24 protein-coding genes are annotated in these 26,726 nt (G+C 74.8%); 14 read left to right on the top strand and 10 right to left on the bottom strand.

What is annotated here, in order from left to right; translation table 11 throughout:
* Positions 1-6 precede the first annotated feature (6 nt).
* Positions 7-3,489, bottom strand: a complete 3,483-nt coding sequence (locus ACZ50K_RS23200; RefSeq protein WP_468906096.1) for a molybdopterin-dependent oxidoreductase — start codon at positions 3,487-3,489, stop codon at positions 7-9.
* Between the two features lie 195 nt (positions 3,490-3,684).
* On the opposite strand from ACZ50K_RS23200, the gene ACZ50K_RS23195 reads away from it, so the two are divergent.
* The gene (locus tag ACZ50K_RS23195) at positions 3,685-4,857 is read left to right on the top strand and encodes an FUSC family protein (RefSeq protein ID WP_468906094.1); all 1,173 of its coding nucleotides are present in this window, start codon (positions 3,685-3,687) and stop codon (positions 4,855-4,857) included.
* Positions 4,858-4,889: 32 nt separating this feature from the next.
* Here the strand turns inward: ACZ50K_RS23195 and ACZ50K_RS23190 are convergent, their stop codons facing one another.
* Positions 4,890-5,939 (bottom strand): phosphotransferase family protein, encoded by a 1,050-nt coding sequence (locus tag ACZ50K_RS23190; RefSeq protein WP_468906092.1) that lies wholly within the window; start codon positions 5,937-5,939, stop codon positions 4,890-4,892.
* 188 nt (positions 5,940-6,127) lie between these two features.
* On the opposite strand from ACZ50K_RS23190, the gene ACZ50K_RS23185 reads away from it, so the two are divergent.
* Positions 6,128-6,694, top strand: a complete 567-nt coding sequence (locus ACZ50K_RS23185; protein WP_468906089.1) for a hypothetical protein — start codon at positions 6,128-6,130, stop codon at positions 6,692-6,694.
* A gap of 88 nt (positions 6,695-6,782) precedes the next feature.
* On the opposite strand, the gene ACZ50K_RS23180 is transcribed toward ACZ50K_RS23185, so the two are convergent.
* Positions 6,783-7,442: a DUF4232 domain-containing protein gene (locus ACZ50K_RS23180; RefSeq protein ID WP_468906086.1), complete on the bottom strand. Its 660-nt coding sequence runs from the start codon at positions 7,440-7,442 to the stop codon at positions 6,783-6,785.
* Between the two features lie 136 nt (positions 7,443-7,578).
* On the bottom strand, positions 7,579-8,055 hold the full coding sequence (locus ACZ50K_RS23175) for a hypothetical protein (RefSeq protein ID WP_468906083.1): 477 nt from the start codon (positions 8,053-8,055) through the stop codon (positions 7,579-7,581).
* Between the two features lie 242 nt (positions 8,056-8,297).
* On the opposite strand from ACZ50K_RS23175, the gene ACZ50K_RS23170 reads away from it, so the two are divergent.
* Complete coding sequence (locus ACZ50K_RS23170; protein ID WP_468906081.1) at positions 8,298-8,795, top strand: peroxiredoxin; 498 nt, start codon at positions 8,298-8,300, stop codon at positions 8,793-8,795.
* Between the two features lie 43 nt (positions 8,796-8,838).
* Here ACZ50K_RS23170 and thpR read toward each other — a convergent pair whose 3' ends face one another.
* The gene (gene thpR, locus ACZ50K_RS23165) at positions 8,839-9,438 is read right to left on the bottom strand and encodes an RNA 2',3'-cyclic phosphodiesterase (RefSeq protein WP_468906078.1); all 600 of its coding nucleotides are present in this window, start codon (positions 9,436-9,438) and stop codon (positions 8,839-8,841) included.
* 83 nt (positions 9,439-9,521) lie between these two features.
* A complete protein-coding gene (locus tag ACZ50K_RS23160) occupies positions 9,522-10,037 on the bottom strand; it encodes a DUF6328 family protein (RefSeq protein WP_468906655.1) in 516 nt (171 codons plus the stop codon).
* A 168-nt stretch (positions 10,038-10,205) separates the two neighbouring features.
* Here ACZ50K_RS23160 and ACZ50K_RS23155 point away from each other — a divergent pair, with 168 nt between their 5' ends.
* The 7 genes from ACZ50K_RS23155 to ACZ50K_RS23125 all read left to right on the top strand — a co-directional run bounded on the left by ACZ50K_RS23155 (position 10,206) and on the right by ACZ50K_RS23125 (position 18,172).
* Entirely contained in the window at positions 10,206-10,967 is a 762-nt protein-coding gene (locus ACZ50K_RS23155) for a hypothetical protein (RefSeq protein WP_468906076.1), read from the top strand.
* A gap of 125 nt (positions 10,968-11,092) precedes the next feature.
* Positions 11,093-11,608, top strand: a complete 516-nt coding sequence (locus ACZ50K_RS23150; RefSeq protein ID WP_468906074.1) for a toxin-antitoxin system, toxin component — start codon at positions 11,093-11,095, stop codon at positions 11,606-11,608.
* A gap of 7 nt (positions 11,609-11,615) precedes the next feature.
* Positions 11,616-12,830, top strand: a complete 1,215-nt coding sequence (locus tag ACZ50K_RS23145; protein ID WP_468906071.1) for a DUF6545 domain-containing protein — start codon at positions 11,616-11,618, stop codon at positions 12,828-12,830.
* A 480-nt stretch (positions 12,831-13,310) separates the two neighbouring features.
* Positions 13,311-14,147, top strand: coding sequence for a polysaccharide deacetylase family protein (locus ACZ50K_RS23140; RefSeq protein ID WP_468906068.1), 837 nt, complete (start codon positions 13,311-13,313; stop codon positions 14,145-14,147).
* 114 nt (positions 14,148-14,261) lie between these two features.
* On the top strand, positions 14,262-15,233 hold the full coding sequence (locus tag ACZ50K_RS23135; protein WP_468906067.1) for a zinc-binding dehydrogenase: 972 nt from the start codon (positions 14,262-14,264) through the stop codon (positions 15,231-15,233).
* 106 nt (positions 15,234-15,339) lie between these two features.
* Positions 15,340-16,722 carry an MFS transporter gene (locus tag ACZ50K_RS23130; RefSeq protein WP_468906065.1) on the top strand — a complete coding sequence of 461 codons (1,383 nt, stop codon included), beginning with the start codon at positions 15,340-15,342 and terminating at the stop codon, positions 16,720-16,722.
* 130 nt (positions 16,723-16,852) lie between these two features.
* Positions 16,853-18,172, top strand: coding sequence for an anhydro-N-acetylmuramic acid kinase (locus tag ACZ50K_RS23125; RefSeq protein WP_468906652.1), 1,320 nt, complete (start codon positions 16,853-16,855; stop codon positions 18,170-18,172).
* Here the strand turns inward: ACZ50K_RS23125 and ACZ50K_RS23120 are convergent.
* Complete coding sequence (locus ACZ50K_RS23120) at positions 18,153-18,659, bottom strand: carboxymuconolactone decarboxylase family protein (RefSeq protein ID WP_468906063.1); 507 nt, start codon at positions 18,657-18,659, stop codon at positions 18,153-18,155. The two genes, ACZ50K_RS23125 and ACZ50K_RS23120, sit on opposite strands and share 20 nt — an antisense overlap.
* A 123-nt stretch (positions 18,660-18,782) precedes the next feature.
* A complete protein-coding gene (locus ACZ50K_RS23115; protein ID WP_468906061.1) occupies positions 18,783-19,325 on the bottom strand; it encodes a heme-binding beta-barrel domain-containing protein in 543 nt (180 codons plus the stop codon).
* A gap of 209 nt (positions 19,326-19,534) precedes the next feature.
* Between ACZ50K_RS23115 and ACZ50K_RS23110 the strand changes: the two genes are divergently transcribed.
* Positions 19,535-20,368 (top strand): SDR family oxidoreductase, encoded by an 834-nt coding sequence (locus ACZ50K_RS23110; RefSeq protein ID WP_468906059.1) that lies wholly within the window; start codon positions 19,535-19,537, stop codon positions 20,366-20,368.
* A 34-nt stretch (positions 20,369-20,402) separates the two neighbouring features.
* On the opposite strand, the gene ACZ50K_RS23105 is transcribed toward ACZ50K_RS23110, so the two are convergent.
* Positions 20,403-21,758, bottom strand: coding sequence for an NHL repeat-containing protein (locus ACZ50K_RS23105; protein WP_468906056.1), 1,356 nt, complete (start codon positions 21,756-21,758; stop codon positions 20,403-20,405).
* 279 nt (positions 21,759-22,037) lie between these two features.
* Between ACZ50K_RS23105 and ACZ50K_RS23100 the strand changes: the two genes are divergently transcribed.
* Complete coding sequence (locus ACZ50K_RS23100) at positions 22,038-22,934, top strand: alpha/beta fold hydrolase (RefSeq protein WP_468906053.1); 897 nt, start codon at positions 22,038-22,040, stop codon at positions 22,932-22,934.
* 35 nt (positions 22,935-22,969) lie between these two features.
* On the opposite strand, the gene ACZ50K_RS23095 is transcribed toward ACZ50K_RS23100, so the two are convergent.
* On the bottom strand, positions 22,970-24,586 hold the full coding sequence (locus ACZ50K_RS23095) for an FAD-binding oxidoreductase (RefSeq protein WP_468906051.1): 1,617 nt from the start codon (positions 24,584-24,586) through the stop codon (positions 22,970-22,972).
* A 64-nt stretch (positions 24,587-24,650) separates the two neighbouring features.
* Between ACZ50K_RS23095 and ACZ50K_RS23090 the strand changes: the two genes are divergently transcribed.
* Both ACZ50K_RS23090 and ACZ50K_RS23085 read left to right on the top strand, forming a co-directional pair.
* On the top strand, positions 24,651-25,301 hold the full coding sequence (locus ACZ50K_RS23090) for a TetR/AcrR family transcriptional regulator (RefSeq protein WP_468906049.1): 651 nt from the start codon (positions 24,651-24,653) through the stop codon (positions 25,299-25,301).
* A 460-nt stretch (positions 25,302-25,761) separates the two neighbouring features.
* Complete coding sequence (locus tag ACZ50K_RS23085; RefSeq protein ID WP_468906047.1) at positions 25,762-26,529, top strand: NPP1 family protein; 768 nt, start codon at positions 25,762-25,764, stop codon at positions 26,527-26,529.
* Positions 26,530-26,726: the final 197 nt, after the last annotated feature.

Below are 26,726 nucleotides of genomic sequence, written 5' to 3'. Positions count from 1 at the left end.
GGCCGTTCAGGCGTCCAGGGTGAGATCGGAGACGGGCACCGACTGGCAGGTCAGCACCTCACCGGCCGGAAGGTCCTCCGGGACGGCGGTCAGATGGGCCGCCTCGCCCGCGAGGACGGTGCGGGCGCAGCTCTCGCACTGCCCGACCCGGCAGCCCGAGGGCATCGCCACCCCGGCCGCCTCGCCCAGGGCCAGCAGGGGGCCGTCGCCCTTGGTCCAGCGGGCGGTCCGCCCGCTGCGGGCGAAGGTCACGGTGAACTCGGCCCCGTCCGGCACCGCCACCTCCCGCCGGGCCGGCCGGAAGGTCTCGCTGAACACCTCGAACCGGGGGACCCCCTGCTGCCGCAGCCCCCGGGTGAGGGACTCCAGCATGGGCGCGGGGCCGCACAGGTAGAAGCGGGCCCGGGCGGCGATCAGGGCGGGGGCGATCCCGTCCGGGGTGATGAACCCGGCCCGCGCGCCCCCGGTGTCGCCGCCGGTGCCCTCGGTGTCGCCGGGCAGCGGGTCGGCGTGGTGGTCGATCACGGTCAGCTGCGGGAGGGCCTCGGCCAGCGCCCGGATCCGGTCCCGGAAGGGGTGGTCCAGGGAGTTCCGGTTGCCGTGGTGCAGGACCACCTCGGGGACCGTGCCGCCGGTGGCGGCGAGGGTCTCCAGATAGCCGAGGAAGGGGGTGATCCCGATACCGCCGGCCAGCAGCACCACCGGGTGGCCGGTATGCGTCGGCAAGGCGAACACCCCGCGCGGGGAGGTCAGGTGCAGCCGGTCCCCGGGCTTCAGCTCCCGGTGCACCAGGGTGGAGAACAGCCCGTCCGGGACGTGCCGTACGGCGATCCGGTACGCGGTGCGGCCGGGGTCCAGGGCCGGGCCGGTCAGGGAGTAGCTGCGGGCGGTGGCGTGGCCGTCGGTGCCGGGGGCGCCGTGGTGCACGGTGACGTGCTGTCCGGGCCGGTAGTCGGGGAGCGGCCCTCCGTCGGCGGGGGACAGGACGAGTTCGCGCACCCCCGCGCCGATGTCGGTGACCTCGGTGACGGTGAAGGGGCGGGTGCCGGTCCAGGAGCCGTCGTCGGCGGCCGGCCGGATCTGGCACACCGCAGACCGCAGGGCCACCGAACCGCTCAGCGGGTCGCTGTCGCCGTGGTCGACCAGCCGGTTGAAGTTGGATCCGCCCGGGCCCGTCGGGTCGGCGCCGGGCAGGGCCAGGTCGGTGGCCTCCTGCCACCACCCGTACTCGCCGACGACCACACCGGGGTGCAGCGAGTCGTCGAACCGGGCCCGCAGCCGGATGGAGCCCAGCCGGGTGGAGAGTTCCACCCACTGACCCTCGCCGATGCCGCGGGCGGCGGCGGTCCGCGGGTGCAGGTCCACGGACGGGTCGGCGGCCCGCCGCCGCAGCGAACTCAGCGACCGCTGCTGGCTGTGCACGAAGTAGCCGTGCTTGGCGCAGGTCAGGACCAGCGGGAAGGCGGTGTCCGGGTCGGCCGGCCCGCGGTGTTCGGGCACGGCCGGGTAGCCGTGCTCCAGCAGGCGCTCCGAGTACAGCTCCACCCGGCGGGTGGGCGTGCCGAAGCCCCGTACGCCGTCCCCTCCGTTCCCGTCGGCCGCCGCGTAGCCCCGGTACGTCCGCTCGCGCGGCACCCGCACCCCGCCCGGCCGCTCCCGCAACCCGGCCACGGTCAGCCCGAGCGGCTCCAACTGCCAGTTCCAGGCGGCCTCGACGTCCCCGTCGAAGAACTCCCCGCCCAGACCGAACCGCCGGGCGAGCGCGAACACCACCTCGGTGTCGGAGCGGGACAGCCCCTGCGGCTCCACCATCCGCGGCCGCAACTGCACCTGCTCCTGGGCCCGGTGGCCGATCTCGAAGCCGAAGCGGAGGGCCTCGTGCTCGTAGGCGCTGTTGACCGGCAGCACGATGTCCGCGCTGGCACTGGTCGGGTTGTGGAAGAGGTCCAGATGGACCTGGAAGTCCAGGGAGCGCAGGGCGGCGGCGGTCCGGTCCGATCCGGGCTGGGACACCACCAGGTTGGATCCGAAGCCGATCAGCGCCCGCACCCGGTAGGGCCGTCCGGTCTCGATCGCGGTGCACAGGTCGCCCGCGTTGACGTATCCGGAGGCGGGCGGGCCCAGCGGGTGCTTGTCCCGCCCGAGGGCCTTGGCCAGCTGGGCCGGCGCGAACTGGGCCGGGGAGGCGGCCGGCCGGTAGCCGGGCGGCGGGGCGAGCTTGTTGCCGCCGCGGGTGTCGTAGCAGCCGGTCAGCGCGTAGAGGGTGGCCATCGCCCGCTCGGTCTGCGCGGCGTTCGCGCTCTGCCCCACCCCGGTCCACCCGTAGTACGCCACCGAGGGCGCGGCGGCGATCTCCGCCGCGAGGGCCCGCACCTGGGCGGCGGGGATCCAGGTGGTGGCCGCGACCCGCTCCGGGGGCCACAGGGCGCAGGCGCGCGCGTACCGCTCGAAGGCCGGCTCGCACTCCACGGTGCCGGTGCGGGTCCGGACCGGCCGGGAGCCGCGCAGCGCGAACCGGTCGGGGCGGACGGCGGCGCGGCCCGTGTCGTACGCCTCGGGCCGCCCGGCCCGCTCGTCCCAGACGACGAACCGCTCCGGCCCTTCCCGGCCCTCCTCCTCCGGGAGGAGCGGGCCGGCGCCGGGCGGGCACTCCAGATCGGCGGCGCGCAGGAACCGGCCGGTGTCGGCACGGACCAGCAGCGGGCCGTTGGTCCAGGACCGGACGAACCCCTCGTCGAAGCCGCCGCCCTCGATCAGTAGATGGGCCAGGCCCAGGGCCAGCGCGGCATCCGTACCGGGCCGGACCCGCAGCCAGTGGTCGGCGCCCAGCGCACTGGTGGAGCGGCGCGGGTCGACCACCGCGAGCCGCATCCCGCGGCCCCGGGCCGCCGACAGGGCGGCCGACTGGGACAGCCAGGTCTTCGCAGGGTTGAAACCCCACAGCAGGGTGAGACCGGCGTGCTCGTAGTCGGGCGGCGGGAGAGGGGAGCCGAAGGTGAAGGCGTGCGCGAAGTCCTTGTGCCAGTTGCAGATCTCCGCGCTGTAGACGGTGTTCGGGCTGCCGAACAGCCGGACGAACCGCTCGATCCACTCGGTGGCGTCCGACACCGAGGTGCCGGACGGGGTCGCCACCCCGAAGGCCACCGCCTCCGGCCCGTCCTCGGCCGCGATCGCGCCGATCCGCGCCGTGATCTCGTCGAGGGCCTCGTCCCAGGAGATCTCCTCCCAGCCCGGGTCCGGGTCCGACTTGGGCCGGGTGCGGCGCAGCGGCACGGTGAGCCGGCCGGTGCTGTGCGCGAGCTCGGGCGCGGACCGGCCCTTGGGGCACATGGCGGCGCCGGTGGGGTGCTCCGGATCGGGCCGGACCCCGGTCAGCCGGCCGTCCTCGATGGTGAAGACCGCGCCGCAGCGCGATTTGCACAGGGTGCAGAACCCGCGCTTCTCCTCGACCGTCCGCTCCGCCGCCTCCGGTCCCGCGACCACACCCATCCCGTACCTCCTGTCGGCCCCGGCGGCCACACCGCCCCGTCCTCCCATCGGACACCCGGGAGGAGCCCCCTTCCAGCGGCCGAAGGCCCCGAGCCCGCCGCCGTACGTCCCGCCGCACCCCCGGGGCACGGCCGGCCAGGGCACCCACCGGCCCGCCTACCCGGCGGACGCGGGCCCCCTGGGTACGGTCGCAGGATGTCAGGGAGCCCCCCACCCAGTCCCGCCCCCGCCCGGCTGCTGGCGCTGCTCAGGGAACGGGCCGTGGCCGGGTTCGGCGACGGGATCACCATCCTCAAGACCGTGATCGCCGCCGCCCTCTCCTGGTGGATCGCCGCCGACCTGATCGGACTGCCCGAGCCGGTCCTGGCCCCCGTCGGCGCGATCCTGTGCGCCCAGGCCACCCCCTACGCCACGGCCCGCAAATCCCTCCAGCGGGCGGCCGGAATCGTCTTCGGCGTCCTCCTGGGAGCCGCCACCGGAGCGGTGGTGGGCGCGGGGCTGCCCACCATCGTCCTCGTCACGCTGGTCGGCATGTTCGCCGGACGGCTGCTCCGGCTGGGATCGCAGATGCACCAGATCGCCATGACCGCCGTCCTGGTCGTCGGCAGCAGCGAACAGCTCGGATACGGCACCGCCCGCATCGAGGAGAACATGCTGGGGATCCTCGTCGGAACCGCCGTGGCCCTGCTGGTGCCGTCCGCCGGGTTCACCCGGCGGGCCCGGGAGGAGACGGTCCGGCTCACCGGGGACATGGCCGGGCTGCTGGCCGCCATGGGAGAGGGCCTCGCGGACGGCTCCTGGACCGCCGCCGCCGGCGGCTGGGTGAGCCGGGCCAGGGAACTGACCGACCGGCTGGACCTGGTCCGGTCGGCGGTGCGGCAGGCCCAGGAGGCGGCCCGCTGGCGCACCCGGTCCAGCGCCGAGGCGGTCGCCCAGCTGGCCGAGGCCTCCGCCGCCCTCGAACACGTCAGCCACCAGCTGCGCGGCATCGCCCGCGGCCTGTACAACCTCACCTTCCGGGAGGGCCGGCCGCCGGCCGTCCACTGGGATCAGCGGGACCCGGCGCTCCGGCCGGAACGGGCCCCGGCCCCGGAGGGCCTGGACCTGCTCCTCGGCGATGTCGCCCGACTGGTCGCGGAGGTCGCCGCCCACCACATCGCCGCCGAACGCCCGTCCGAGGAACGGCGGGACCGGCTCGGGGAACTCCAGGGCCGGGCCGAGACCCGCTTCCTGGCCACCGCGGTCGCGCACTCGCCCTCGTACGGCCACTGGCGGGTGCTCTGCACGGCGGGAATCCTGGAGGACGCCCGCAAGGTGCTGCACGAACTCGACCCGGAGCACGGCCCCCACCCGTCGGCGTTCCGCTAGTCCGTCTCCTCCGCGTGCGTGCCGCAGGGGGCTCACGGCCGGCGGGCGGGCAGCGGTCGCAGGGCCGGCCAGCGGAGCAGCATCCGCCGGCGGGTCTCCTCGGCCAGCAGCCCGAACCCGCCCAGCGGGCCCACCGGACCGCCGCCGGGCCCGGCGGCCGTCATCCGGGCGATCACGCCCAGGCGGTGGGCGAGCCGCCGACGGGCCGTCGCGGTGCCCCACTCCCAGTCCTCGGCCGGCACCCGGGCCAGATGGTCCCGGCCGTTCCGCTCGGCCCGCGGGACCAGCGCGTCGCCCCGGAGCAGCCAGCCGGCGCAGGCGTCGGTGAGGTCGCCGCCCGCCTCGGAGCCGGTGGCGGCCAGCCATTCCGCGCGGTAGGCCCGCTCCGCCCGGTCCAGCAGCGGGGCCGCCGCCGAGGTGGCGCACCAGCAGGTGGGGAACCCCATCCGCAGATAGGCCAGTTCCATCAGACCGCTGCCGAGCGAGGCCTGCTCGAAATCGACGAACCGGATACCGGCGGCCGTGTGCAGGTCGTTCCCGGGGCAGGGGTCCCCGTGGAGCAGGGCGTGCCCGGGGGCCCGGTCGAGCCGCTCCACCAGGGCTTCGAGCTCCCCGGCGACCCCGGGCACGGCGGCCCCGGCCCCGAGGGCGGTGGCCAGCCGGAGGAAGGAGTCGGTGTCGGAGCGGTCCGGTCCGCGCCAGCGCGGGAGGGCCTCCGTGTCCTCCGGGCGTCCGGCGGCATGCAGCCGGGCCAGGGCGGCGGCATAGCCGACGATCCAGTCCGCGGGCGGGGGAAGGTGGTCGAGGTGTTCCAGCACCAGCACCCGTTCGGTCGGATCGGTGTCCAACAGGGCTGCCGTTACGGGCTGTTCGGTCCGGGCGGCGAGCCGTAGGGCGGTGATCTCGCGGGCGTACCGCTCGTCGGCGTCCGCGCCCGCCACGAGCTGCTTCAGCACCACCCATCCCGAGGGCAGCCGCACCCGCCACACCCGTGACCGGGGGCTGCTGGAGAGCCGGTGCGAGCGGCCGGGAGCGCCCAGCCGGGCCCGCAGGTCTTCACCGAACGGCAGTCGTGACCACATCCGCGCATCCTCGCAGGCGGAGTCCGGAGGGCGCCGGGATTTTCCGGGCGCCCGATCATGATCGACCCGGTCATAAAATCGTGATAAATCCATCCAATCCGGGTGGTGGGCTGCTGCGAATCCCCTGTGTCGTTCCGGCTTGGGGCGGCGGAGGAGAGAAACCGACTGGGTGAAGGAGGTGGGACGCGATGGCCACTGCTCCGCGTCTCAGGAACCTGATCGCCGCCACCGCGGCCACCGGGCTGCTCGCCGGTGGCGCCCTGCTGGGCGGGGCCGGCGCGGCCACGGCGGCACCGGCCGCCACGGCGGGCGCCGCGACCTCGGCGAGTTCCGCGATCGGCGGTGACCGCGACCAGCGGCACGACCAGTGCCGATGGGTCAAGGGCCACTGGGAGAAGAAGTGGGTCAAGGGGTACTGGAAGAAGGTGTGGCACCACGGCGGGAACGGCTCGTGGTACTCCAACTACCGCTCCGTCGCGGTGGGCGGCGACAACGGCCGCGGTGACAACGGCCGCGGTGACAACGGCCGTGGCGACAACGGCCGCGGTGACAACGGCCGCGGTGACAACGGACGTTACGACGGGGGCGGCTACGACAAGGGCGGTCACGGCAAGGGCGGCTACGACAAGGGCCGCGGTGGCGACGACCGCAACGACAAGCGCTGGAACAAGGGCTACTGGACCTACAAGTGGGTGCCGGGCCATATGCAGGCCGAGTGGGTGCCCGGACACTGGAAGTGCCACTACAAGTGGTAGCGCCCGGCGTCCCAGGACCGCGGGTGGCGGCCGCCGACCGCCGCCACCCGCACCGCCGTGCCCTCTCCCGTGATGACCTCTGGGCCGCCTAGAGGCTCAGCGCGTCCTCGGCGTTGTCGACCCACGGGGTCACCGAGTTCTTGTCCGGGGAGACATGGAGTCCGGGGGTCTTCGCCGTCAGCGGGGTCTGCTCCAGATCGGACTCGGTGTTCATCGTCATCGCGATCGAGCCGACCGTCTTGCCCCCGCCCGTGTCGAGACCGCCCATCAGCCCCGCGTACGCCGAACCGCCCGGAGCGAGCCGGACGGCCTCCTCGATGGCCGGGGCCTTGCCCCGCTCGGTGGCCGCGCCGTCCAGGTCGCCGAAGGTGACCACGGGGTGCCCCAGTGCCCGGCAGGCCTTGGACCCCTTGTTGGTGATCTTCAGCAGATAGCTGCCGGTGGTGGGTTCGGCCAGGGTCGCGGTGAACGTGAGGTCGGCGGTGCCGCAGGGGAAGACGTCGAAGTCGGGGTCGGTGGAAGGGGCCGTGGAGGGCTCCGTGGAGGGGACGGAATCCGCCGGGGTGCTCGGTGACGGGGTCTTCGCCGGGGTGGTCACCGGGGTGGTCACCGGAGCGGACGGCCCGGTGGGGCCGCCCGCCGCATCGTCCTCGGCGGGCCCGCAGGCGGTCAGGACCAGCGCGGACAGGGCGGCGAGGGCGAGGGTGGTGGCGGCTCTGCGTACGGTGCTCGTGCCTACGGTGCTCATGCGGGTGCTCCCCTGACTGGACTGCCGGCTGGACGACGCGGAATGCGCCGGGCTGAACTCCCAGAGTGGCGGCGTACCTTCACAGCTTGGCGACGGTCCGTCGCCGACTCGACCACGGTTCCCGCGACGGCGGGATTCAGCCATCGGCCGCCCGCCGCGCCCGCGCGGCCCGCACGGCCCGACCGAGCAGCGGGGCCAGCGCTCCCGCGGCCAGCGCGAGCACGGCGGTCAGCGCGATGCCGGCCCCCACCCCGCCGGCCTCCCGCCAGTCGGTCCGGTCCAGATTGGCGCGGATCACGCTGATCTGGCTGCCCGCCAGGAACAAGCCGCCGGAGAGCAGGACGCCGGCGGCCCACCGGCGTACGGGGGAGTCCTCGCGCCGGCACAGCAGGGCCAGGGTTCCCACCAGCCCCAGCCACATCAGGGAGGGCAGCAGGGCCACCCCCCATACCGGGGTCGATCCGTCCGGAGTGCCGCCGTCCCAGTGGGTGGCCAGGGCCGGTGGCAGGGCGCCGCTCATGGCCGGCGGCAGGACGGTCAGCAGTGTCAGTACGGCCAGCACCCAGCCGGTGGCCGCCCGTCGGCCGGTGTCGGATCCCCGGTCGTTCGCCATGGTTTTCCCCGTTTCCCCCGTCGTCCCCTGCGGTTTCCGCCCGTTCAGGATGGCCGATCCTGGTCTCCCGGGGCACCCCGAGCTACCGCCGAGTACACCGGTGGGACCAGAATCGGCCCCAGCGCCTCCCGATCCACCGGCAACTCCCGATCCACGCGCACCACCCGATCCCCCCGCACCGCCCGCCCCGCGCATCCCGCCCCCTGCCCCCGCCGTCTGGGGGCCCTCGCAAAGGAACGCCCATGGCCTCGGCCCCCGCCGTCGGAAACCCGATCGCCGATTTCACCCTCCCCGGAGGACAGCTCCGCGGAGAGGACTTCCACCGCGCCGACTACACCCTGTCCGAGCACCGGGACGGGCCCGTGGTGCTGGCGTTCTACCCCGGTGACGACACGCCGGTCTGCTCCGCGCAGCTGTGCGCGTACTCGGACGGCCTCGACCGGCTGGAGTCGGCGGGCGCCACCGTCTGGGGCATCAGCCCGCAGGGGGTGGACAGCCACGAACGGTTCGCCCGCTCCCGGAACCTGCGGATGCCGCTGCTGGCCGACACCGACCGGGCCGTGGCCCGGGCCTTTGGCATCACGGCCCCGCTGATCGGCCTGCGCCGCGCGGTGTTCATCGTGACGCCGGAGGGTCGGCTGCACTGGAAGCACGTGACCATGGTCGGCGCCACCTTCCCCGCCGCCGAGGTGATCGCGGGACGGCTCGCCGAACTGAAGGCCACCGACACCCCCGGCTGACCGCCGCCCCCACCCGGCCGACGGCCCAGCCGCCGGCCGGGGCTCAGGCCCGGCCGGTGAAGGCCCAGGACTCGATGTCCCGGTAGTGGATCGGCCCGGGGCCGCGGCCGATGTTGCTGCCCACCAGGTGCAGCCGCTCGGCGTGCCAGCGGCGGCCGGTGAACCCGGCGAGGCCCTCGGCGGTCCGCAGGATGCCTGCCGGGTCGTTCCGCCGGGCCCGGGCGAGGGTCAGATGGGGGCGCAGCGGCCGGTCCGGGAACGGGAGGGTGATCCCGCAGTCCTTGACCACCGTGCGCACCTCGGTGGCGAGCAGGTGCAGTTTTTCGAGCTGCCCGTCGATACCGGTCCACAGGACCCGCTCGTCGAACTGCCCGCCGCCGCGCAGCCCCAGCTCCAGGGCGCGGCGGGCCGCGGCGAGCTCCGCCAGCGGCGGCCTGAGCAGCGGGACCGCCGATACCGGCAGCTCGCCGAGGAAGGCCAGGGTGATGTGCCAGTCCTCGACGCGGTTCCACCGCAGGCGCGGGTACGCCTGGTAGGCGGTCCGCAGTTCCCGCACCAGCTCCTCCTTCGCCTGGTCGGGCGGGGCGAGCGCGATGAATATCCGGACCGTCGCGGGGGAGGGCAGGGGGATCTCTTCCGTCACGGGGAATTCGTACCGTGCGAGGACCCCCGAAGTCATCTTCGCGATCCTCGGGGCCTTCGTATCCCGGGGCCTCCCGGCGTCCCTCAGTCCTCGCGGCGGTTCTCGGTGTGGCGCCGCACCCACAGGGGGATGGCGAACCACCACAGCGCGAACCAGACGGCCATGGCCACCATCAGCCACAGGGCGAGCACGTTGTGCAGCACCACCCGCATGATCAACAGGAACGCGGAGGCCGTGGTGCAGTAGAGCAGCACCAGGCCCACCACGGTGAGGCGGGAGGCCCACTTCACCGTCTCGGGTTTCAGGCGCCGACCGGCCACCAGCCGGTGGAAGGACACCGGGCCGATCAGGGCGCCCACGGCGGCGGCGCCGAGCACGACCGTGACCACGTAGATGCCCCGGTCGAGGTCGCCGAGCTCGGCGAACCGCGGCTGGAACACCACGGCGAGCAGGAAGCCGAAGAGGATCTGCACCCCGGTCTGGGCGACCCGGAGTTCCTGGAGGATCTCGTTCCACCGGCGGTCGGCCCGCTCCAGGGCCGTCTCGTCGCGCTCGGGGTCGGATCCGGGACCCCGCGGCCCTGCCCGCTCGCGGTCCATGCGGGGCGTCTGCCCGGCGGCGGGCCGGATACGCATGCCCCGGATTGGCGGGGAATGACCGGCCGCACCGCACTGCGGACGGGAGCCGGTTGCCTTCCGGCGGAGCGGGTCATACTGTCTCGCTCGCAGGACATTTCGAATCGCCCACAGCGTTCAGCGGGAGTACGTGTGAATGAGAAGCTCGTCGCGGACCCGTCCGCGACGGCCGGACGCATCACCGCACTGCTGGAACGCGCGGGGCTGGAGCGCTCGGACGTGCTGCGCGTGGAGGGGCCGGGCGGGCTGTCGTACGCCTCCGGCCTGCCCCCGGAGGACGTCGAGACGCTGCTCCGCACCGGCTCCCTGGGCCACGACCCCTGCGAGGGGAAGGGCTACGACGGGAACCGCCCCGACTGCGTGGAGGCGCGCCACCGCCGGGTGGTGGAGCGGATCCTCTTCCTGCGCCGGACGCGTCTGAAGGTGTCCGCGGACGGCCAGCGCCGTGCCTACCCGCTGGCGGAGATCGCGGCCGGGGCGGGTACCAGCGCGCAGTGGCTGGACAAGATGATCAAAACGGGCAAGGCGCCCAACCTCGACCATGCCGCCGGGATCGCCGCCTTCTTCGGCGAGAGCATCGAGTTCCTGGTGGCCCCGCCCGCCGAGGCCCTGGAACGGGTCCTCCAGCAGATCCACAAGGAGCTGCTGGAGCGGACCGTGGAGCGGCAGGCGGAAGACCTCCAGCGGCTCAAGGACACCGGTCCGGCCGCCGGCCTCGACTCCGAACTGGGCGTCCTGGGCTATGCCGCACGCGCCCTCGCGGACGTGCCCGACGACACCGCACAGCCCCTGATCGCGCTGATCGAGTCCGTCGCCAGACGCTCGCGCGAGGAGCGGGAACGGGAACGGCTCGCGGCGTCCGGAGGAGCGGCGCCGGCGGCGACGGCGGACTGAACAGCGCGGTCGCCGTGTTCGGGGGAGTGCGGTGACAGGTTCGAGGAGCGGTAAGTGACACACCGGGGGCTCCGGTGCGTCCGGTCGGAGAGACGGGTGGGGACGCGGTGGGTATCTCCCGCGAGATGAGACGGCATCGTGACGAGCTGTTCAAAGGAGTCGGCAGCTCCATTCCGGAGGATCCCCGTGAGCTCTTCCGGGCGATCTGCGCCTATCTGACCGAGAGCAGCGGCCGGGAGGTCCGGCTGATGTTCGAGTCGTTCCCGTCGGGGACGGTCAGCGGACTCTGGCTGGACATGGGCGACTACGACCTGATCGCGGTGGAGGCGGACACCTCCCCGCTGCACCAGATGGTCATCGTGGGGCACGAGTTGTGGCACCGGAAGGAAGGCCGCTGCGGGCACCACGGCAGTGCGGCCGGCGCGGCGGCCGCGGCCCGGATGCTCGGCGACCGGTGGAGCGTGAGCGACGCCGTCGCCCATGTCGCGGCGCGCACCGAACCCGACCTCGAAGAGGAGCGGCGCGCCGAGAAGTTCGGCCGGCTGCTGGCGGCCCGGTTCCTCCCGCATCTGGAGGGTGCCCGCAACAGCCGGCCCGAGGGTGGCGTGGCGGGCCGTATCTGGGCTTCGCTGGAGGGCTGAACGGACCGTGGACCAGGGCGCCAACTACTACGTACCGGCCATGGCCCTCGCCACCGCGCTGCTGGTGAAGCTGCCCGGACTGATCCGGAACTGGCGGGTGCCGATGGTGCGTTCCGTCAACGCACTGCTGCTGATGGCCAGCGCCGGCTTCGCGTTCTCCGCACCGCCGACCATCGTGGTCGTCAACCGGATCACCGGGGTCGCCAACTTCTCGGCACCGCTGGTGTACTGCCTGGTCTGCGCCTACTCCTGCGCCGCCCTGGTGCTGGTGGAGAACTGGCGGGAGGACTCCCGTCTCCAGCCCCGCACCCGCCGCCGGATCCGGGTCTGGCTGGTGAGCTACGGGCTGGTCATCGCCGCCCTGATCACCCTGTTCGTGGTGGGCGAGGCACCGGACGAACGGCTCCGCGACTTCGACACGTACTACGCGCGGACCCCGTACATCGGGCCGATGATCCTCCTCTACCTGCTGGCGCACATGGTGGCCTCGATCGCCACGACCAAGCTGTGCTGGAAGTGGATGCTGGAGATCAACCGCGAGGCCCGGGCCGGCGGGGTCCGGATCACCGGCACCGCCCTGCCGGTCGCCCTGGTGGTCCTCGTCGCCGGATACGGCATCAACTTCGTCTTCGGGGTGATCAAGCTCACGGGCGTGCTCATCGGATCCGAACGGCTCAACGAGGGCGTGGCGCCGCTGATCTCGCTCGGCGGGCTGGTGGTCACCTTCGGATACCTCTACCCGGTCTTCGGCCCCTGGTTCCACCAGCGGGTCTGGCGGCCGTGGCGGACCTTCGCCGCCCTCGGCCCGCTGCGCCGGGTGGTCCTGCCGCCGCCGTCCGCGGGCGGCGGCAAGGGGGTGCTGAGGGCCCCCTGGTACTCCGGTCCGGAACGGAGGCTGCTCTACCGGATGACCCACATCCACGACTGGATCCTGGAACTCCGCGACCACTGTTCCGACCAGCTGCGTGCCGCCGTGTGCCGGGAGGCCCGGGAGCACGGGGCCGGGGAGGCGGAGGCGGTGGCCGCCGGCTTCGCCGCCATGCTGAGCGCCGCGGCCGAGGCCCGGAGCCTGGACCGGGAGCCGGCGGAGCCCGAAGCGGGCGCCCGGGCCCTTCAGTCGCTGCGGGCGGCCGAGTCCGAGCACCGGGACCTGATGGTGCGGATCTCCCGCGCGCTGGAATCCGGTCGCGGTCCGGCGGCGGCCGTGCCGGCGTCCGTCTGACGGGGTTTCCGCCGGCGGACGCGGGACGACGGCGCGTGGCCGTCGGCTCCCCCGTGCCCGACGGCGGCGTTGCGAACGCGCGCTGGAGCGTCCCCGTCCGCCGGCGGAAGATCAGGATCGCGGACGGGGCTTCCGCCCGGTCCGCGGTACGTCACCACGTCCACGTGCCGCCCGCCAGATCGGCGGACGGCACGTGGACGGGTCAGTGCGCGCATGCCGGACGATGAGTCCGTCACCCGCGCATCCCCCGTGACCCGTGTGGTTCCGTGCTTTCCGGACAGACACTAACCCCTCCGCACCCAGAGATCAACCAGGGTTGATCGCCATCAACGATGGTTGAATCACGGGCGATTCGCCGGTTCCGCGGACGGTCCTCCGGCCCCCGCCCGGCCCGCCGACCGGCCCGGCCCCGGCCGCCGAGGGTCCCGATCCGGACCCCGATGGTCCAGGCCGCTGATGGCTGTACATAGCATCTTCGCCATGACCACCCAAGACCTCCCGCCTTCCTCCACCCTGTCCGGCCGGGCCCCGAAGGGCGCCCGCCGCGCCCGCCGCGGGGCCGCAGCCGCGGCGGCCGGGCTGCTGCTCGCCGCCCTGACCGCCTGCAGTTCGCTCACCGGGGTGGTCTCCCCTGCCGACGCCCGGGGGGAGGCGGCCTCCCGGGGACAGGCCGCGCTCACCGACTCCAAGCCGGCCGGCGGGACCGTCGACTGCCGCACCGCCCACTGCGTGGCACTCACCTTCGACGGCGGGCCCAGCGCCCCGACGCCGAAACTGCTGGATCTGCTGAAGCGCGAGAAGGTGCCCGCCACCTTCTTCGTGCAGGGGAAGGGCCACACCGACACCTATCCGGCGATCACCCGCAGGATGGCCGACGAGGGCCACGAGATAGCGAACCACACCTGGTCGCACAAGAACCTCACCGAACTCGACGCGGACGGGATACGCGCCGAGATCGAACCGGTGCAGCGGGACATAGCCAAGGCCACCGGCCGGACCCCCACCCTGATGCGCCCGCCGGGCGGCAACACCGACGACGAGGTCTCGAAGGTCATGAAGGACCTCGGCCTCGCCCAGATCCTGTGGAGCGTCACCGCGAAGGACTACCAGACCACCGACACCGCCCTGATCAAGCAGCGGGTCCTGGACGGGGCCGAGCGCGACGGCATCATCCTGCTCCACGAGCGCTACGCCGGCACCATCCCCGCCGTGCCCGGCATCATCACCGAACTCCGCGCCCGGGGACTGACCTTCGTGACCGTCTCCCAGCTCCTGGCCCCCGCCGAGGCCGAGCCCGGCAAGGTCTACCGCCCGTAGCACCCGTATCCGCATGACCCGTGTGCGGGCGCGCTTGACCTCAACCGAGGTTGAGGACGGAGGCTCATGGCACGGGCACCGGAGAAGCCGGGGCCCCACGGAGGGGTGGATGTCATGCGTGTGACGAGGGCGATCGAATTCGGCGGTCCGGAGGTGCTGGTCCCGGGAGAGCTGCCCGAACCGGTGGCGGGTCCCGGGGAGGTGCTGGTCGCCGTCTCGGCCGTGGACACCATCTTCGTGGAGACCCAGATCCGGGCCGGCTGGGGCCGCGAGTACTTCCCCGTCACCCCGCCCTACGTCCCCGGCGGCGGCATCACGGGCACCGTCCGCGCCACCGGCGAGGGCGTGGACCCCGGGTGGAACGGCCGCCGGGTCGCCGCCTCCCTCGGCACCGGCGGCGGATACGCCGAACTGGCGGTCGCCCCGGCCGACGCGCTCGCCGCGATACCGGACGAGGTCTCCTTCACGGACGCGGCGGCCCTGGTGCACGACGGGGTGACCGCCGGCCGACTCCTGGACGTCACCGGGATCGCCCCCGGCGAGCGGGTACTGATCGTCGGCGCCTCCGGCGGCATGGGCACCGTACTGGTCCAGCTCGTCCGGGCGGCCGGAGCCCGGGTGGTGGGCCTGGCCCGGGGCGCGGCCAAGACCGCCCTGGTCGGTGAACTGGGCGCGACCGCCGCCATCGACACGGCACTCCCGGACTGGGCCGACCGGGCCCGGGAGGCACTCGGCGGCCCGGGCGCGGACGTGGTCCTGGACGGGGTCGGCGGCAAGCTCGGCCTGGCCGCCTACGCGCTGGTCGCGGACGGCGGCCGGTTCTCCGCCCACGGCGCCCCCACCGGCGGCTTCACCGCCGTGGACCCGGCCGACGCCGAAGCCCGCGGGATCAGACTGCTGGGCATCGGCGACGTCCAGATCCCCCCGGCCCAGCGGGCGGAGCTCCTCGCGGAGACCCTGGCCGCCGCGGCAAAGGGCGCCCTGCGCCCGGTCGTCGGCGGCACCTTCCCGCTGGACCGCGCGGCCGACGCCCACCGGGCGATCGAGTCCCGCGAACTCCTCGGCAAGGTGGTCATCACCGTATGACCCGCTGACGCCCGGCCACGCCCTTCCCCGATCCGGGGTGGGGCCGGGCGGAGGATATTCGGGCGCCGGGCGGGGGCGGGCCGGTACCGGCGGGCAGGCTCGCGGAGTGAGCCACTCCGCCCCGCCGCCCCCGCCCGCCGCGCCGGTACCCCGGCCGCCCTCGGCCACCGCCGGAACGGCCGGGGCCGGGGCGGCGGCGGGGCACGGAAGCGGGCCCGGCCCGCGGCGCGGAGTGCTGCTCGCCGGGGCGGTCGGCAACTTCGCCGAATGGTACGAGTTCGGGGTCTACGGCTACTTCGCCACCGTCCTGGCGGCCGTGTTCTTCTCCCCGGCCGGGGTGACCGACACCCCCTCCCTCCTCGCCACCTACGCCGCCTTCGCCCTGGCCTTCTTCTTCCGGCCGCTCGGCGCGCTGCTGTTCGGCCGCCTCGGCGACCGGCTCGGCCGCCGGCCCGCCCTGATCGCCTCCATCACCCTGATGACCGGCGCCACCACCGCCATCGGACTGCTGCCCGGCCATGCCTCCGCCGGCGCGGCCGCCCCCGTCCTGCTCACCGTGCTGCGGGTGCTCCAGGGCATCTCGGCCGGCGGGGAGTTCGGCGGGGCCGCCGCCCTCCTCACCGAAAGCGCCCCGCCCGGCCGCCGCGGCCGGTACGGCGCCTGGCAGTCCTGCACCGTCGCCCTCGGCCTGCTGGCCGGTGCCGGCGTGGCGGCCGGTCTGGCCACGGCCCTGCCCGAGCCGGCCCTCACCGCCTGGGGCTGGCGGATCGCCTTCCTGCTCACCCTGCCGCTGGGCCTCGCCGCCCTGGCCCTCCGCCTCCGGCTCCCCGAACTCCCGGCCCCGGCAGCCCCCTCGAACACGGCGGCCCACCCCACCGCCGCCCGCCACTCCCGCCGGGAGACCGCCGCGGCCGTCGGCCTCGGCGCCGGGCGGATCATCGGCTGGTCCGGTGCCGGGTACGCCCTGCTGGTGGTGCTGCCCTCCCACCTCCAGACCGCCCTCGGCGCCTCCTACCGCGACGCGCTGCTGGCCACCGTCCTCGCCAACCTCGGCTTCGCCGCCGCCATCCTGCCCGCCGGTGCGCTCAGCGACCGGGTGGGCCGCCGGGCCGTGATGCTCACCGGGACCCTCCTGGTCGTCCTGCTCGCCGTCCCGCTGTTCGCGCTGCTCCGGGAACCCGCGGTGCCGCTGGCCGGCAAGGCGGCCGCGGTGACACTGGCGGGTGCCCTCGTCGGCCTCCTCGCCGGACCCGGCCCCGCGATGCTCGCCGAGATGTTCCCCGCCCGGGTCCGCTGCACCGGCCTCGGACTCGCCTACGCCCTGGCCAACGCCCTGTTCGCGGGCTGCGCCGGTCTGGTCATCACCCGCCTGACCGAGTCCACCGGGCGTACGGACATCCCGGCGCTCTACGCGGTCGCCGCCTGCGCGCTCAGCCTGCCCGCCCTGTGGACCCTCCGCCCGGACGACCACCACCGCCCGCTCACCTGACCCGCGCCCCACCGACCACCGACCACCACCGACCACTGACCACCGGCAGGAAGTCATGACCACGAGCCCGGCGCCGTCCTCCCCGCCCTCGCCCCCGCCCCCGCCCCCGCCTCCGCAGGGCAGCACCCGGGTGGTCGGGCTCATGTCGGGGACCTCCCACGACGCCATCGACGCGGCGGCGGCCGATCTCAGCCTCCGGCCCGACGGCACCCTCCGGCTGGTCCCGCTCGGCTCGCTGTCCCGCCCCTATCCGGCCGACCTCCGCGAGGCCCTGGCCGCCGCCCTCCCGCCCGCCGCCACCACCCTGGCGCAGGTGTGCCGGCTGGACACCCGGATCGGTCAGGCCTTCGGGGCGGCCGCCGCACTCGCCGTACGCGAACTCTGCGGCGGCACCGCCCATCTGATCGCCTCGCACGGCCAGACCGTCTTCCACTGGGCCGAGGACGGCCGGGTGCACGGCACCCTCCAGCTCGGCCAGCCCGCCTGGATCGCCGAGGCCACCGGCCTCCCGGTGGCGGCGGACTTCCGGCCCCGGGACATCGCCGCCGGCGGGCAGGGCGCACCCCTGGTCAGCCTCGTCGACCTGATGTGGCTGCACGGCCGCCCGGGCAGCCCGGCCGCCCTCAACCTCGGCGGCATCGCCAACCTCACCGCCGTCCGGCCCGGCGGCAGCCCGGTGGCCTTCGACACCGGACCGGGCAACGCCCTGATGGACGCCGCCGTGACCCGGCTGACCGGCGGCCGGGAGACCCATGACACCGACGGCCGGCGCGCCGCCGCCGGCCGGGTGGACGAGGCCCTGCTGCGGAGGCTGCTCGCCGAGCCCTACTACCGGCTCCCCCCGCCCAAGACCACCGGGAAGGAGCTGTTCAACGAGGCCCATCTGCGCGCCGCCCTCGGCCCGGCCGCGGACCCGCACACCGTGGACTCGCACACCGCGACCTCCCGCACCGCCGCCTCCGGCCACGGGGACGCCGGGCCGGTGTCCGCGGAGGACCTGCTGGCCACCCTCGCGCTGCTCACCGCGCGGACCGTCGTGGAGGCCGTACGCCCGCTCGCCGTGACCGAGCTGGTCGTCTCCGGCGGCGGCACCCGCAACCCGGTGCTGATGGAGCTGATCCGTCGCGAACTGGGCCAGGGGACCCCGGTCCGCACCTCCGACGGGCTCGGGCTGCCCTCCCAGGCCAAGGAGGCGTACGCCTTCGCCGTCCTCGGCTACCTCACGGCCCGCGGGCTTCCCGGCAACGCGCCCGACTGCACCGGGGCGGCGGGCCCCCGGGTGCTGGGCTCGCTCACGCCCGGCCGGCTTCCGCTGCGGCTGCCGCCGGGCCCGCCGGCCGTCCCGCCGCACGCCCTGCTGATCGACCCGCCCGGCCGTCTCCGGGGGCCCGCGGCCGCCGAACCCGCGGCGGCGGGCCCCGGAGCCGGGGTCAGGCCCAGGGGTCGGTGAAGGACTTCCCCGGGACCGGCTTGGCGATCAGGGCCAGCGGGATGAAGAAGTTGACCTGCCCGATCGCCATGATCAGGGTGGTGAGCTCCTTCGGGGCGTAGTGCTCGGCGGCCTCCGCGTACAGCGCGTCGGACACCCGCTCGCCCTCCGCGGACGGCTGGAGCACCGCCTCCACCAGGGCGAGGGCGGCCCGTTCGGCCCCGGTGAAGTACGGGGCGTCCTGCCAGGAGGACACGGCGGTGATCCGCTCCTCCCGCTCCCGGCCCTGCCGCAGGAATCCGGTGTGCAGCACCGTCAGATAGGTGTTCCCCACGATCTGCCCAGCCCGCAGCTGGACCAGGCTGATCGTGCTCTGCGGTATGGAGCCGTTGCCGGCGGCCTTGAACAGCGCCGAGGACACCTCGGCCAGCTCCGGTACGAGCTCCAGCGGATCGGTGGCGAGCCGGGGGCCGGCCGGTACGGTCGCGGTGATCGAACGCGTGGTCATCGCGCACTCCTTCGAAAGCGGAATCAGTGACACGCTCCTGACGGATCCCGAGGGGCGGATGTGACGGCCGGACGCGGCGCCCGGACAGAATTCCCGAACGTGACCGAAAACCGGTGGTCCGGGTCAGTCCGCCAGTCGCTCAAGTTCCGCCGCGAGATGGTGGTGCAGGGGCAGGCCCATCGCGGCCATCTCCTGCCGGATCGTCAGCCGCCCGTCGCCGAAGGTGTACCGGCGGCGCATCCCGGTGACCTCCTTGGCCCGGGGCGTGCCCGCCACCCGGTCGGTGACCAGCTCGATCCCGCCGTCCGACAGCTGCCCGGTGTACGTCTCCACGATGCCCGTCGGATGCGCCAGCACCACCTCCAGGGAGGCGTCCGGCAGCACCCGCCACCAGCCGCTCTCCCGCCCCGACGGGCGCAGCGCCGCCCCCTCGCCGTCGACCAGCCAGGCCCGGGACTCGTAGCGGAGGAAGGGCCGGCCGTCATGGCCGAAGGTGATCTCCTGCTCGTACCGGAACCCCTCCTCCAGGGTGGGGTACTCGCCCAGGCCCCGCCCGCGCCACCGGCCGAGCAGGTCCAGGACCGGCTTCAGCTGGGGATGCGGTTCCGGCCCGCGGCCCGGGTCGGAGCTGTCGGGATACGGGTTCTGCTGCACCGGTGCGGGCACGGCGGTCCTTCCTCCTCGCGACGGCCCCGACGGGGCCGGTCCACCGCCCCATTGTCCCGCCGGTGTCCCGGCGGGCCCGCCCGCGCGGTCGCGCGCCGGGTCGTGCACCGCGCGCGCTCTCGCACGCCCCCGCACGGGGGCTGACCGGGACCGCCGGGCACCGCACCATGGGGGCCGGTGTGCGGTACCGGCTGGAAACAGGGGGTTCGATGGCGCGACGCTGGCTGGTGACGGGATGTTCCTCGGGTCTGGGACGGGCACTGGCCGCCGAGGCCGCCCGGGCCGGCGACCATGTGGCGGCCACCGCGCGCAAGACGGCGGCCCTGGACGAGCTGGTGGCCGCCTGGCCCGGCCGGATCACCCCGATCGCCCTGGAGGTCCGTGACCCGGAGCAGTGCGAGGAGGCCGTCCGCACGGCCGCCGACCGGCTCGGCGGCATCGACGTCCTGGTCAACAACGCCGGGGCCGGACTCCTCGGCGCGGTCGAGGAGGTCTCCGACGGGGAACTGCGCGACCAGCTGGAGACCCTGGTCGTCGGTCCCTGGCGGCTGGCCCGGCTGGTGCTGCCGCTGATGCGGGCCCAGGGCGGCGGCCACATCGTCAACGTCTCCTCGCTGGCCGGCCGGATGGCCTTCCCCGGGCTCGGCGCGTACGTGGCCGGGAAGTACGCCCTGGAGGGCATGACCCAGGCCCTGGCCGTCGAGGCCGCCGCCTTCGGCATCCGGGTCTCCGCCGTGGAACCGGGCTCCTTCGACACCCGCTACGGCAGCTCCATCGCCCGCACCGGCCGCCGGATGCCCGAGTACGCCGAATCGGCCGAGGCCATCCGCACCGCCTTCCGCGAGCTCGCCGAGGACCCCGCCACCGGCCGGGCCGAGACCTTCGCCGCCCGGGTCCTGGACATCGTCGGCGCCGAGGCCCCCACCCCGCTGCGGATCCCGATCGGGGACGACGCGTACGCCTATGTGGACGCGGCCGAGCACGCGGCCCGCGAGGAACTCGCCGCGGCCCGCGTACTGGCCCAGGGCCCGCCCCAGGTCTGACCGGCCGGCAGGGCAGTCGGGGAGACCAGGGAGGTCAGGGCCGCCTCGGCGCACCCAGCAGCGGGGTGCGGACCGGGGCGGCCAGCCCGATGAACACCACCATCTCGTGGCCGCCCGGGTTGGTCTGCTGAGGCTGCTCCTGCCAGTTGTTCGTCAGCCACACGTTTCCCGAAGGGTCCACCTGGACACCGGTGTTGCGCTCCAGCCCGTCGCTGGGATAGCCGGTGGCGGCCGGCGAGATCGGGTCGCCCGTCCGGACGCCGGGCGGGCAGGACGCCTGCCGCGCACCGCAGAGGTGGGCCAGCCGCTGCCCGCCGAAGTTCGCCACCCACACCGTGTCCGCGCCGTCCACGGCGATACCCCACGGCAGGAACAGGCCGCCGTTGACGAACGGCCGGGCCGGGGTGCTGCCGTCGGGGCGGACCATCGTCACCGAGGCGTCGATGTGCCCGGTCTCCACCGCCAGCACCGTCTCGGCCAGCATCTCGGGAGTGGTCCCCTCACAAGGGGCCACCACCGCGCCCCCGTTGGACACCCACACATTGCCCAGGCTGTCGGAGGCGATGCCCATCGGCCGCCGGATCCCGCCCCCGGTGACCGTGCGCAGCGGCCGGCCCCCCGGGGACATCAGGGTCACGGTGTCACTGCCGTTCGCCGTGACCCAGGCCCGGCCCCGGGTGTCGACCGCGATGTCGAACGGCTTCACCAGCGAGTCGCCCGCGGGCGCGATGGTGTGCGCCTCCTCCGGCCGGCCGTGCGGGATCCGGGTGACGCTGCGGCCGCCGCAGTTGGCGACCCAGATGGTGCCCTCCCGGTCGGAGACCACCCCTTGCGGCTGGGTGATCCGGCCCTGCCGCCAGCCGCCGCGCGGGGAAAGCGGCCGTCCGTCCGGGGTGAACTGCGAGACGGACCGGTAGAAGCGGCTCGCATCCAGCTCGCAACCCGTGCCCTGGAAGCCGAAGTTGCCGACCCAGACGCTGCCGCCCGGGTCCACGGCCGCCCCGAACCCGGCCCCGTAGAGCCCGCCCCCGCTGTAGGGGGCGCCGGGTGCGCTGCGCCCGGTGGGGGTGAACTTGGAGAGCATCCGCGAGCCGCAGGCCGGACGGCTCGGATCCGGGTCGTACGCGTAGTTGTTGGGGATCCAGGCGTTGCCCGCCGCGTCACTGCGGGCCCGGGCCAGCCGGCGCGGGGCGGCTCCCTCGCCCCGGCCCGCCTGGTAGAGGGTCACCTCGGCGGCCGGCAGGGAGTCCGCCCCGCTGCGGACGGTCCCGGCCTGCCGGACCGGACCGTCCCCTCGCGGGTCCCCGCCCGAGGTGTCGGCGAGCGAGAGGCCCGCGGGCAGGGACAGCAGGGCCGTGACGGCCGCGAGGGTGAGGGTGCGACGGCGCAAGACCACTCCGTTCCCGGACGGGACCGGACCGCCGCACCGCCGTGCGGGGCCCCGGTCCCGCGGGTGCCCCCACCCTCCCGCCGGCCCGCCGCCCACCGGCCCGCGACACCGCGGCGGGTGCGCCCCACGGGTGACGGGACCCCGGCGACCGGAGTACGGGCCGACCGGGCGGCGGAAATCGAGGTGCTCGCGGGCGATGAGTTCCGGACCCGGGGGCGGTCTGTACTTCCGACAGCACGAAGGGCCGGTCCCGCCGGCCCGTACCTTCGGGAGGACCCCATGACCGAGCCCGTCAGCCACACCCTGGAATCGGCCGGTGCCACGATCGCCTACGACGTCCGGGAGGCGGACGGCGGCTCCGGGCACCCGGCGCTGCTCCTGGTCGGCTCGCCGATGGACGCCTCCGGGTTCACCACCCTCGCCTCCCACTTCCCCGACCGGACCGTCATCACCTACGACCCGCGCGGCGCCGGCCGCAGCGTACTGACCGACGGCTCCCCGGAGAGCGTCCCCGCCGAACACGCCGAGGACCTCCGGCGGGTCGTCGAGGCCGCCTCGGGCGGCCGTCCGGTCGACGTGTTCGCCAGCAGCGGGGGAGCGGTCAACGCGCTCGCGCTGGTCGCCCGCCACCCCGCACTCCTCGGCGTCCTCGTCGCCCACGAGCCGCCGACCGCCCAGGTCCTGCCGGACCGGGAGGCCGCGCTGGCGGCCTGCGCCCGGGTCCGCGAGAGCTATCTGCGGGACGGCTGGGGCGCCGGGATGGCCAGGTTCCTGGCCCTGGCGGGCCGGCGCGGCCCCTTCCCGGCCGACCCCTCCGCCGAACCCGCACCCGACCCGGCGGCCTTCGGCCTGCCCACCGTCGACGACGGCAGCCGCGAGGACCCGCTGCTGGGCCGCAACATGCGCGGCTGCACCTCCTACCGGCCCGAGTTCGAGGCACTGCGCGCCGCCCCCACCCGGATCGTGATCGCCGCCGGGGAGGAGTCCGAGGGCCAGTTCCCGGCCCGCGCGGCGGCGGCCGTCGCCGAGGAGCTCGGCATCGGGCTCACCCTCTTCCCCAGCGACCACGGAGGTTTCCTCGGCGGCGAGTTCGGGCAGCACGGCAAGCCGGAGGAGTTCGCCCGGGCCCTCCGCGAGACCCTGGACGGCGCGGACCGCCCGGACCACACCGGCTGACGGGCCCCGGGGCGCCGACGGGCCGGCGCCCCGGTTCAGTCCACGAGGACGCCGGGGTTCAGGATCCCGTACGGGTCCAGCGCCCCCTTCGCGGCCCGCAGCGCGAGCGCGAACGGCTCGGGCCGCTGCCGGTCATAGGCCGGCCGGTGGTCCCGGCCGACGGCGTGGTGATGGGTGATGGTGGCCCGGTGCCGGTGCAGCACCTCGCTCGCGACGGCCTTCAGCTCGTCCCAGAGGGCCACCTCCTCCCCGGGCCGGCCGGCCGCCAGGACGGTGAAATAGGGTGCCGCCCCGTCCGGATAGACATGGGTCAGACGGCAGTTGACGGTCGCCGGATATCCGGTGGCCTTCAGCGCCGCCGCGCCCACCTCGGTGCGCACCGCCTCGATCAGCCCGGGCACCCGGTCCCAGGTGGCCGCCGTCTCGAAGGTCTCCGCGACGGCCCCCATCCGGGCCAGGCCGTCCCGCAGGTACGGCATCCGCAGGAAGGCCGAGCGCCAGGCGCCGACCGCCGCGTCCCCGCCGGAGCCGCCGTCCGGCCCGCCGGTCCCGCCCTCCCCGCCCCCGTACCGGCCGCCGTACCCCCGGGCCAGCTCGACGGCCCGGTCCAGCAGCGCACCGACCGGCTCCTCCGCCGACTCGAACCCCAGCACCAGCACCGCCGAACCGTCCCCGGAAGCGCCCGACAGCGCCGCCTCCCCGGAGTCCAGCAGCCGGCAGTTCGCGGGGGAGAGACCGGACTGCGCCAGCGCGCGCACCGCCCGCAGCGCGTCCGCGAACCGGGTGAAGGCCACCGCCGCCGAGGCCTTGTGCACCGGCCGCGCCTGGAGCCGTACCCAGGCCTCGGTGATCACCCCGAGGGCGCCCTCCGAACCGAGGAACAGCCGGTCGGGGGAGGGGCCGGCCCCGGAGGCGGGCAGCCGCCAGGAGCGGCTGGTCCCGGCCGGGGTGACCACGGCCGTCGACTGCACGAACTCGTCGATGTGGGTGCGCCCGGTGGCGTAGTGGCCGCCGGCCCGGGTGGCCAGCCAGCCGCCCAGGGTGGAGAACTCGAAGCTCTGCGGGAAGTGCCGCAGGGTGAGGCCGTGCGGCCGCAGCTGGTCCTCCAGGCTCGGCCCGAGGGTGCCCGCCTGGATCCGGGCGGCCCGCCCCTCCCGGTCGACCTCCAGCACCCGGCCCATGGCGGTCAGGTCCAGGGACAGCACCGCCCGGTGCGCGTCCCCCCGGTACTCCACGCCCCCGGTCACCGAGGACCCCCCGCCGTACGGCACCACGGCCACCCGCCGCTCGCCGGCCCACTCCAGCAGCTCCGCCACCCCCCGGTCGTCCACCGGCCGGGCGACCAGGTCGGGTATCCGGCCGGGCCGCCCGCGCAGGGCCCGCACCACGTCCCGGTACGCCTTCCCCATGGCATGGGCGGCCCGGTCCCCGGGATCCTCGGAGACCAGGTGCGCGAGGCTCGCCGGAGGCTGCACGGCGGGAGCGCCGATGCCCAGGTCGCGGACCCGGGGCACCGGGAGCGGGCGGGCGAGCGTGCCGGGCAGCAGGTCGCCCATCGCGAGGCACTCCGCCTCGCCGGGATGCGCGTCCGCCCAGCCCCAGCCCCACCAGGAACGGACGCGTGCGGTCTGCTGCGGGGTGGTGCGGGCCATGGGGGCGCTCCGGGGATCGCAGGAATTTACCAAGGGGTAAATTACCTACTGATAATATCGGCGGATGGCAACCCCCCCGACCCGAGCCGGCACCAAGGGAGTCCCCCGCGAGCACCGCCGGAGGCAACTGCTGGAGGCCGCCACCGAGGAGTTCGGCACCCGCGGCTACGCGGCCGCCTCGCTCCCCGCCATCGCCGGGCGGGTGGGCGTCACCAAGACGCTGCTGCACCAGTACCTCGGCAGCAAGGAGGACCTGTACATCGCCTGCCTGGTCCCGGTCGGGGACCGGCTGCTGGACGTCATACGGACCGCCATCGGCCCCGACGGCGCCGCACCGCACACCCCGCTGCGGGTGCTGCACGCCGTCTTCACCGCCCTGGAGGGCGGCCGGGAGGCCTGGTTCGTGCTCTACGACACCACCCTGCCGCCCGGCGGCGAGGCCGCCCGCCGGGCCGCCGAGTACTGGACGGCCATCGACGCGCTCGCCGCCGGCGGCGCCGCGGACCTCCTGGCCGCCACCGTGTCGGCGGATCCCGGATCCAGCGGTGCCGGATCCGTCGACCCGCTGGACGCCGACGTCCTGCGCTACGTCTGGCGGGATCTGGTCGCCGCCGTCGTCCGCTGGTGGGTCAAACACCCGGAGGAGACCCCGGAGGCCATGACCCGCCGCTGCGCCCGGCTGTTCGCGGCCGCCGCCACCCTGACCACGCCCTGACGGCTCCCCGACCAGCGCCTGACCACCTCCGGCCGGCGTCCCGCCTGCGCCCCGCCGCCGCCCCGGCCGCCCGCCCGGCCCGTCCCGGACTGTGCTCCGCGCCGATCGGGGTGATGATGGCCGGAGGCCGGCGAAACCGCTGGTCGGAGCCCGGAGGTGGGTGGTACCCGTGGACGAGTCGCGCAAGGCCTGGCTGATGCTCGGCACCGTCGTTGCGGTGATCCTGCTGAACCTCCTGGCCATCATCCTGATGAACACCGTCGGAGTCTGAAGACGGCCGATTCCGGCCCACGGGCGGCATCCGGACCACGCGTCCGGGTGCCGCTCCGTCATGAACGGTTCATGTTCGACCCCTTGCTGTGCCGACCCGGTTCGCGAATGATGCGCCCGGGCGGGTCGGCCGTCGGTGGCCGCGATCCGCCCGCGACCGCTCGTACCCGACCGGCCAGGAGGCCCCGCAGTGCGGACGAACCGTCATATCCGGAGCACGTCAGTGGTGATCGGCGCCGCGCTCGCGCTGGTGATCGGCGTCCCCCAGGCGGCCTTCGCGGCACCGCCGCCCGCCCTGCCCTCCCAGGCCGAGGCGATCGAGCTGACCTTCCAGCCGGCCTACGACTACGACACCGACGGCTGCTACCCGACCCCCGCGATCGGCCCGACCGGAGTGCTCAACGGCGGGCTCAAGCCCACCGGAGCCCTCAACGGCAGCTGCCGGGACGCCTCCGACCTGGAGAACACCAACGGGTACTCCCGCTGGAAGTGCAACAACGGCTGGTGCGCGGTGATCTACGCGCTGTACTTCGAGAAGGACCAGGCCCTGCCCGGGATCAGCCTCGGCGGCCACCGCCACGACTGGGAGCACGTGGTGGTGTGGATCCAGAACAACGAGGCCAAGTACGTGGCCACTTCGGCCCACGGGGACTTCAACGTCCACACCCGTGACCAGATCCGCTGGGACGGCACCCACCCCAAGATCGTCTACCACAAGGACGGGGTGAGCACCCACTGCTTCCGTGCCGCCAACACCAATGACGAACCGCCCGAGAACCACCGCCGCGCCTGGCAGTTCCCGGCCCTGGTCGGCTGGTCGGGCTACCCCGCCACGCTCCGCGACAAACTCACCCAGGCCGACTTCGGCAGCGCGCACTTCGGGCTGAAGGACGGCTCCTTCGCCTCCCACCTCGCGGAGGCCAAGCCCGCGGGCATCCCCTTCGACCCGTACGCGTAGCGGGCCGGCGCCCGGCGGGTCCCGCCGGGCCGGCCGTTCCGGTGGTGGTCAGTCGGTGCCGGTTTCCATGGCGGCGCGGTCGAGGAGGGTGTCGTCCTCGGTGGTTTCGGTGCGGGCGGTGATGGCGTGGGCGCCGCCTTCGGGCATGGTGCCGATGAGTCCGGTGGCGGCGGCTTGGGCTGCGCCGATGGCGGGGT

The organism is Streptomyces sp. NPDC033845 (assembly GCF_055576225.1).
The sequence above is the reverse complement of the archived record's forward strand: the minus strand, read 5'-3'. Positions and strand labels throughout refer to the sequence as shown.

Bases quoted from the DNA above. Each gene is read 5' to 3' on its own strand.
- ACZ50K_RS23150 (WP_468906074.1), top strand. From the start codon at position 11,093: ATGAGACGGCATCGTGACGAGCTGTTCAAAGGAGTCGGCAGCTCCATT.
- ACZ50K_RS23195 (WP_468906094.1), top strand. From the start codon at position 3,685: ATGTCAGGGAGCCCCCCACCCAGTCCCGCCCCCGCCCGGCTGCTGGCG.
- ACZ50K_RS23140 (WP_468906068.1), top strand. From the start codon at position 13,311: ATGACCACCCAAGACCTCCCGCCTTCCTCCACCCTGTCCGGCCGGGCC.
- ACZ50K_RS23090 (WP_468906049.1), top strand. From the start codon at position 24,651: ATGGCAACCCCCCCGACCCGAGCCGGCACCAAGGGAGTCCCCCGCGAG.
- ACZ50K_RS23190 (WP_468906092.1), bottom strand. From the start codon at position 5,939: ATGTGGTCACGACTGCCGTTCGGTGAAGACCTGCGGGCCCGGCTGGGC.
- ACZ50K_RS23175 (WP_468906083.1), bottom strand. From the start codon at position 8,055: ATGGCGAACGACCGGGGATCCGACACCGGCCGACGGGCGGCCACCGGC.
- ACZ50K_RS23180 (WP_468906086.1), bottom strand. From the start codon at position 7,442: ATGAGCACCGTAGGCACGAGCACCGTACGCAGAGCCGCCACCACCCTC.
- ACZ50K_RS23170 (WP_468906081.1), top strand. From the start codon at position 8,298: ATGGCCTCGGCCCCCGCCGTCGGAAACCCGATCGCCGATTTCACCCTC.
- ACZ50K_RS23110 (WP_468906059.1), top strand. From the start codon at position 19,535: ATGGCGCGACGCTGGCTGGTGACGGGATGTTCCTCGGGTCTGGGACGG.
- ACZ50K_RS23160 (WP_468906655.1), bottom strand. From the start codon at position 10,037: ATGGACCGCGAGCGGGCAGGGCCGCGGGGTCCCGGATCCGACCCCGAG.
- ACZ50K_RS23100 (WP_468906053.1), top strand. From the start codon at position 22,038: ATGACCGAGCCCGTCAGCCACACCCTGGAATCGGCCGGTGCCACGATC.
- ACZ50K_RS23095 (WP_468906051.1), bottom strand. From the start codon at position 24,586: ATGGCCCGCACCACCCCGCAGCAGACCGCACGCGTCCGTTCCTGGTGG.
- ACZ50K_RS23200 (WP_468906096.1), bottom strand. From the start codon at position 3,489: ATGGGTGTGGTCGCGGGACCGGAGGCGGCGGAGCGGACGGTCGAGGAG.
- ACZ50K_RS23135 (WP_468906067.1), top strand. From the start codon at position 14,262: ATGCGTGTGACGAGGGCGATCGAATTCGGCGGTCCGGAGGTGCTGGTC.
- ACZ50K_RS23120 (WP_468906063.1), bottom strand. From the start codon at position 18,659: ATGACCACGCGTTCGATCACCGCGACCGTACCGGCCGGCCCCCGGCTC.
- ACZ50K_RS23185 (WP_468906089.1), top strand. From the start codon at position 6,128: ATGGCCACTGCTCCGCGTCTCAGGAACCTGATCGCCGCCACCGCGGCC.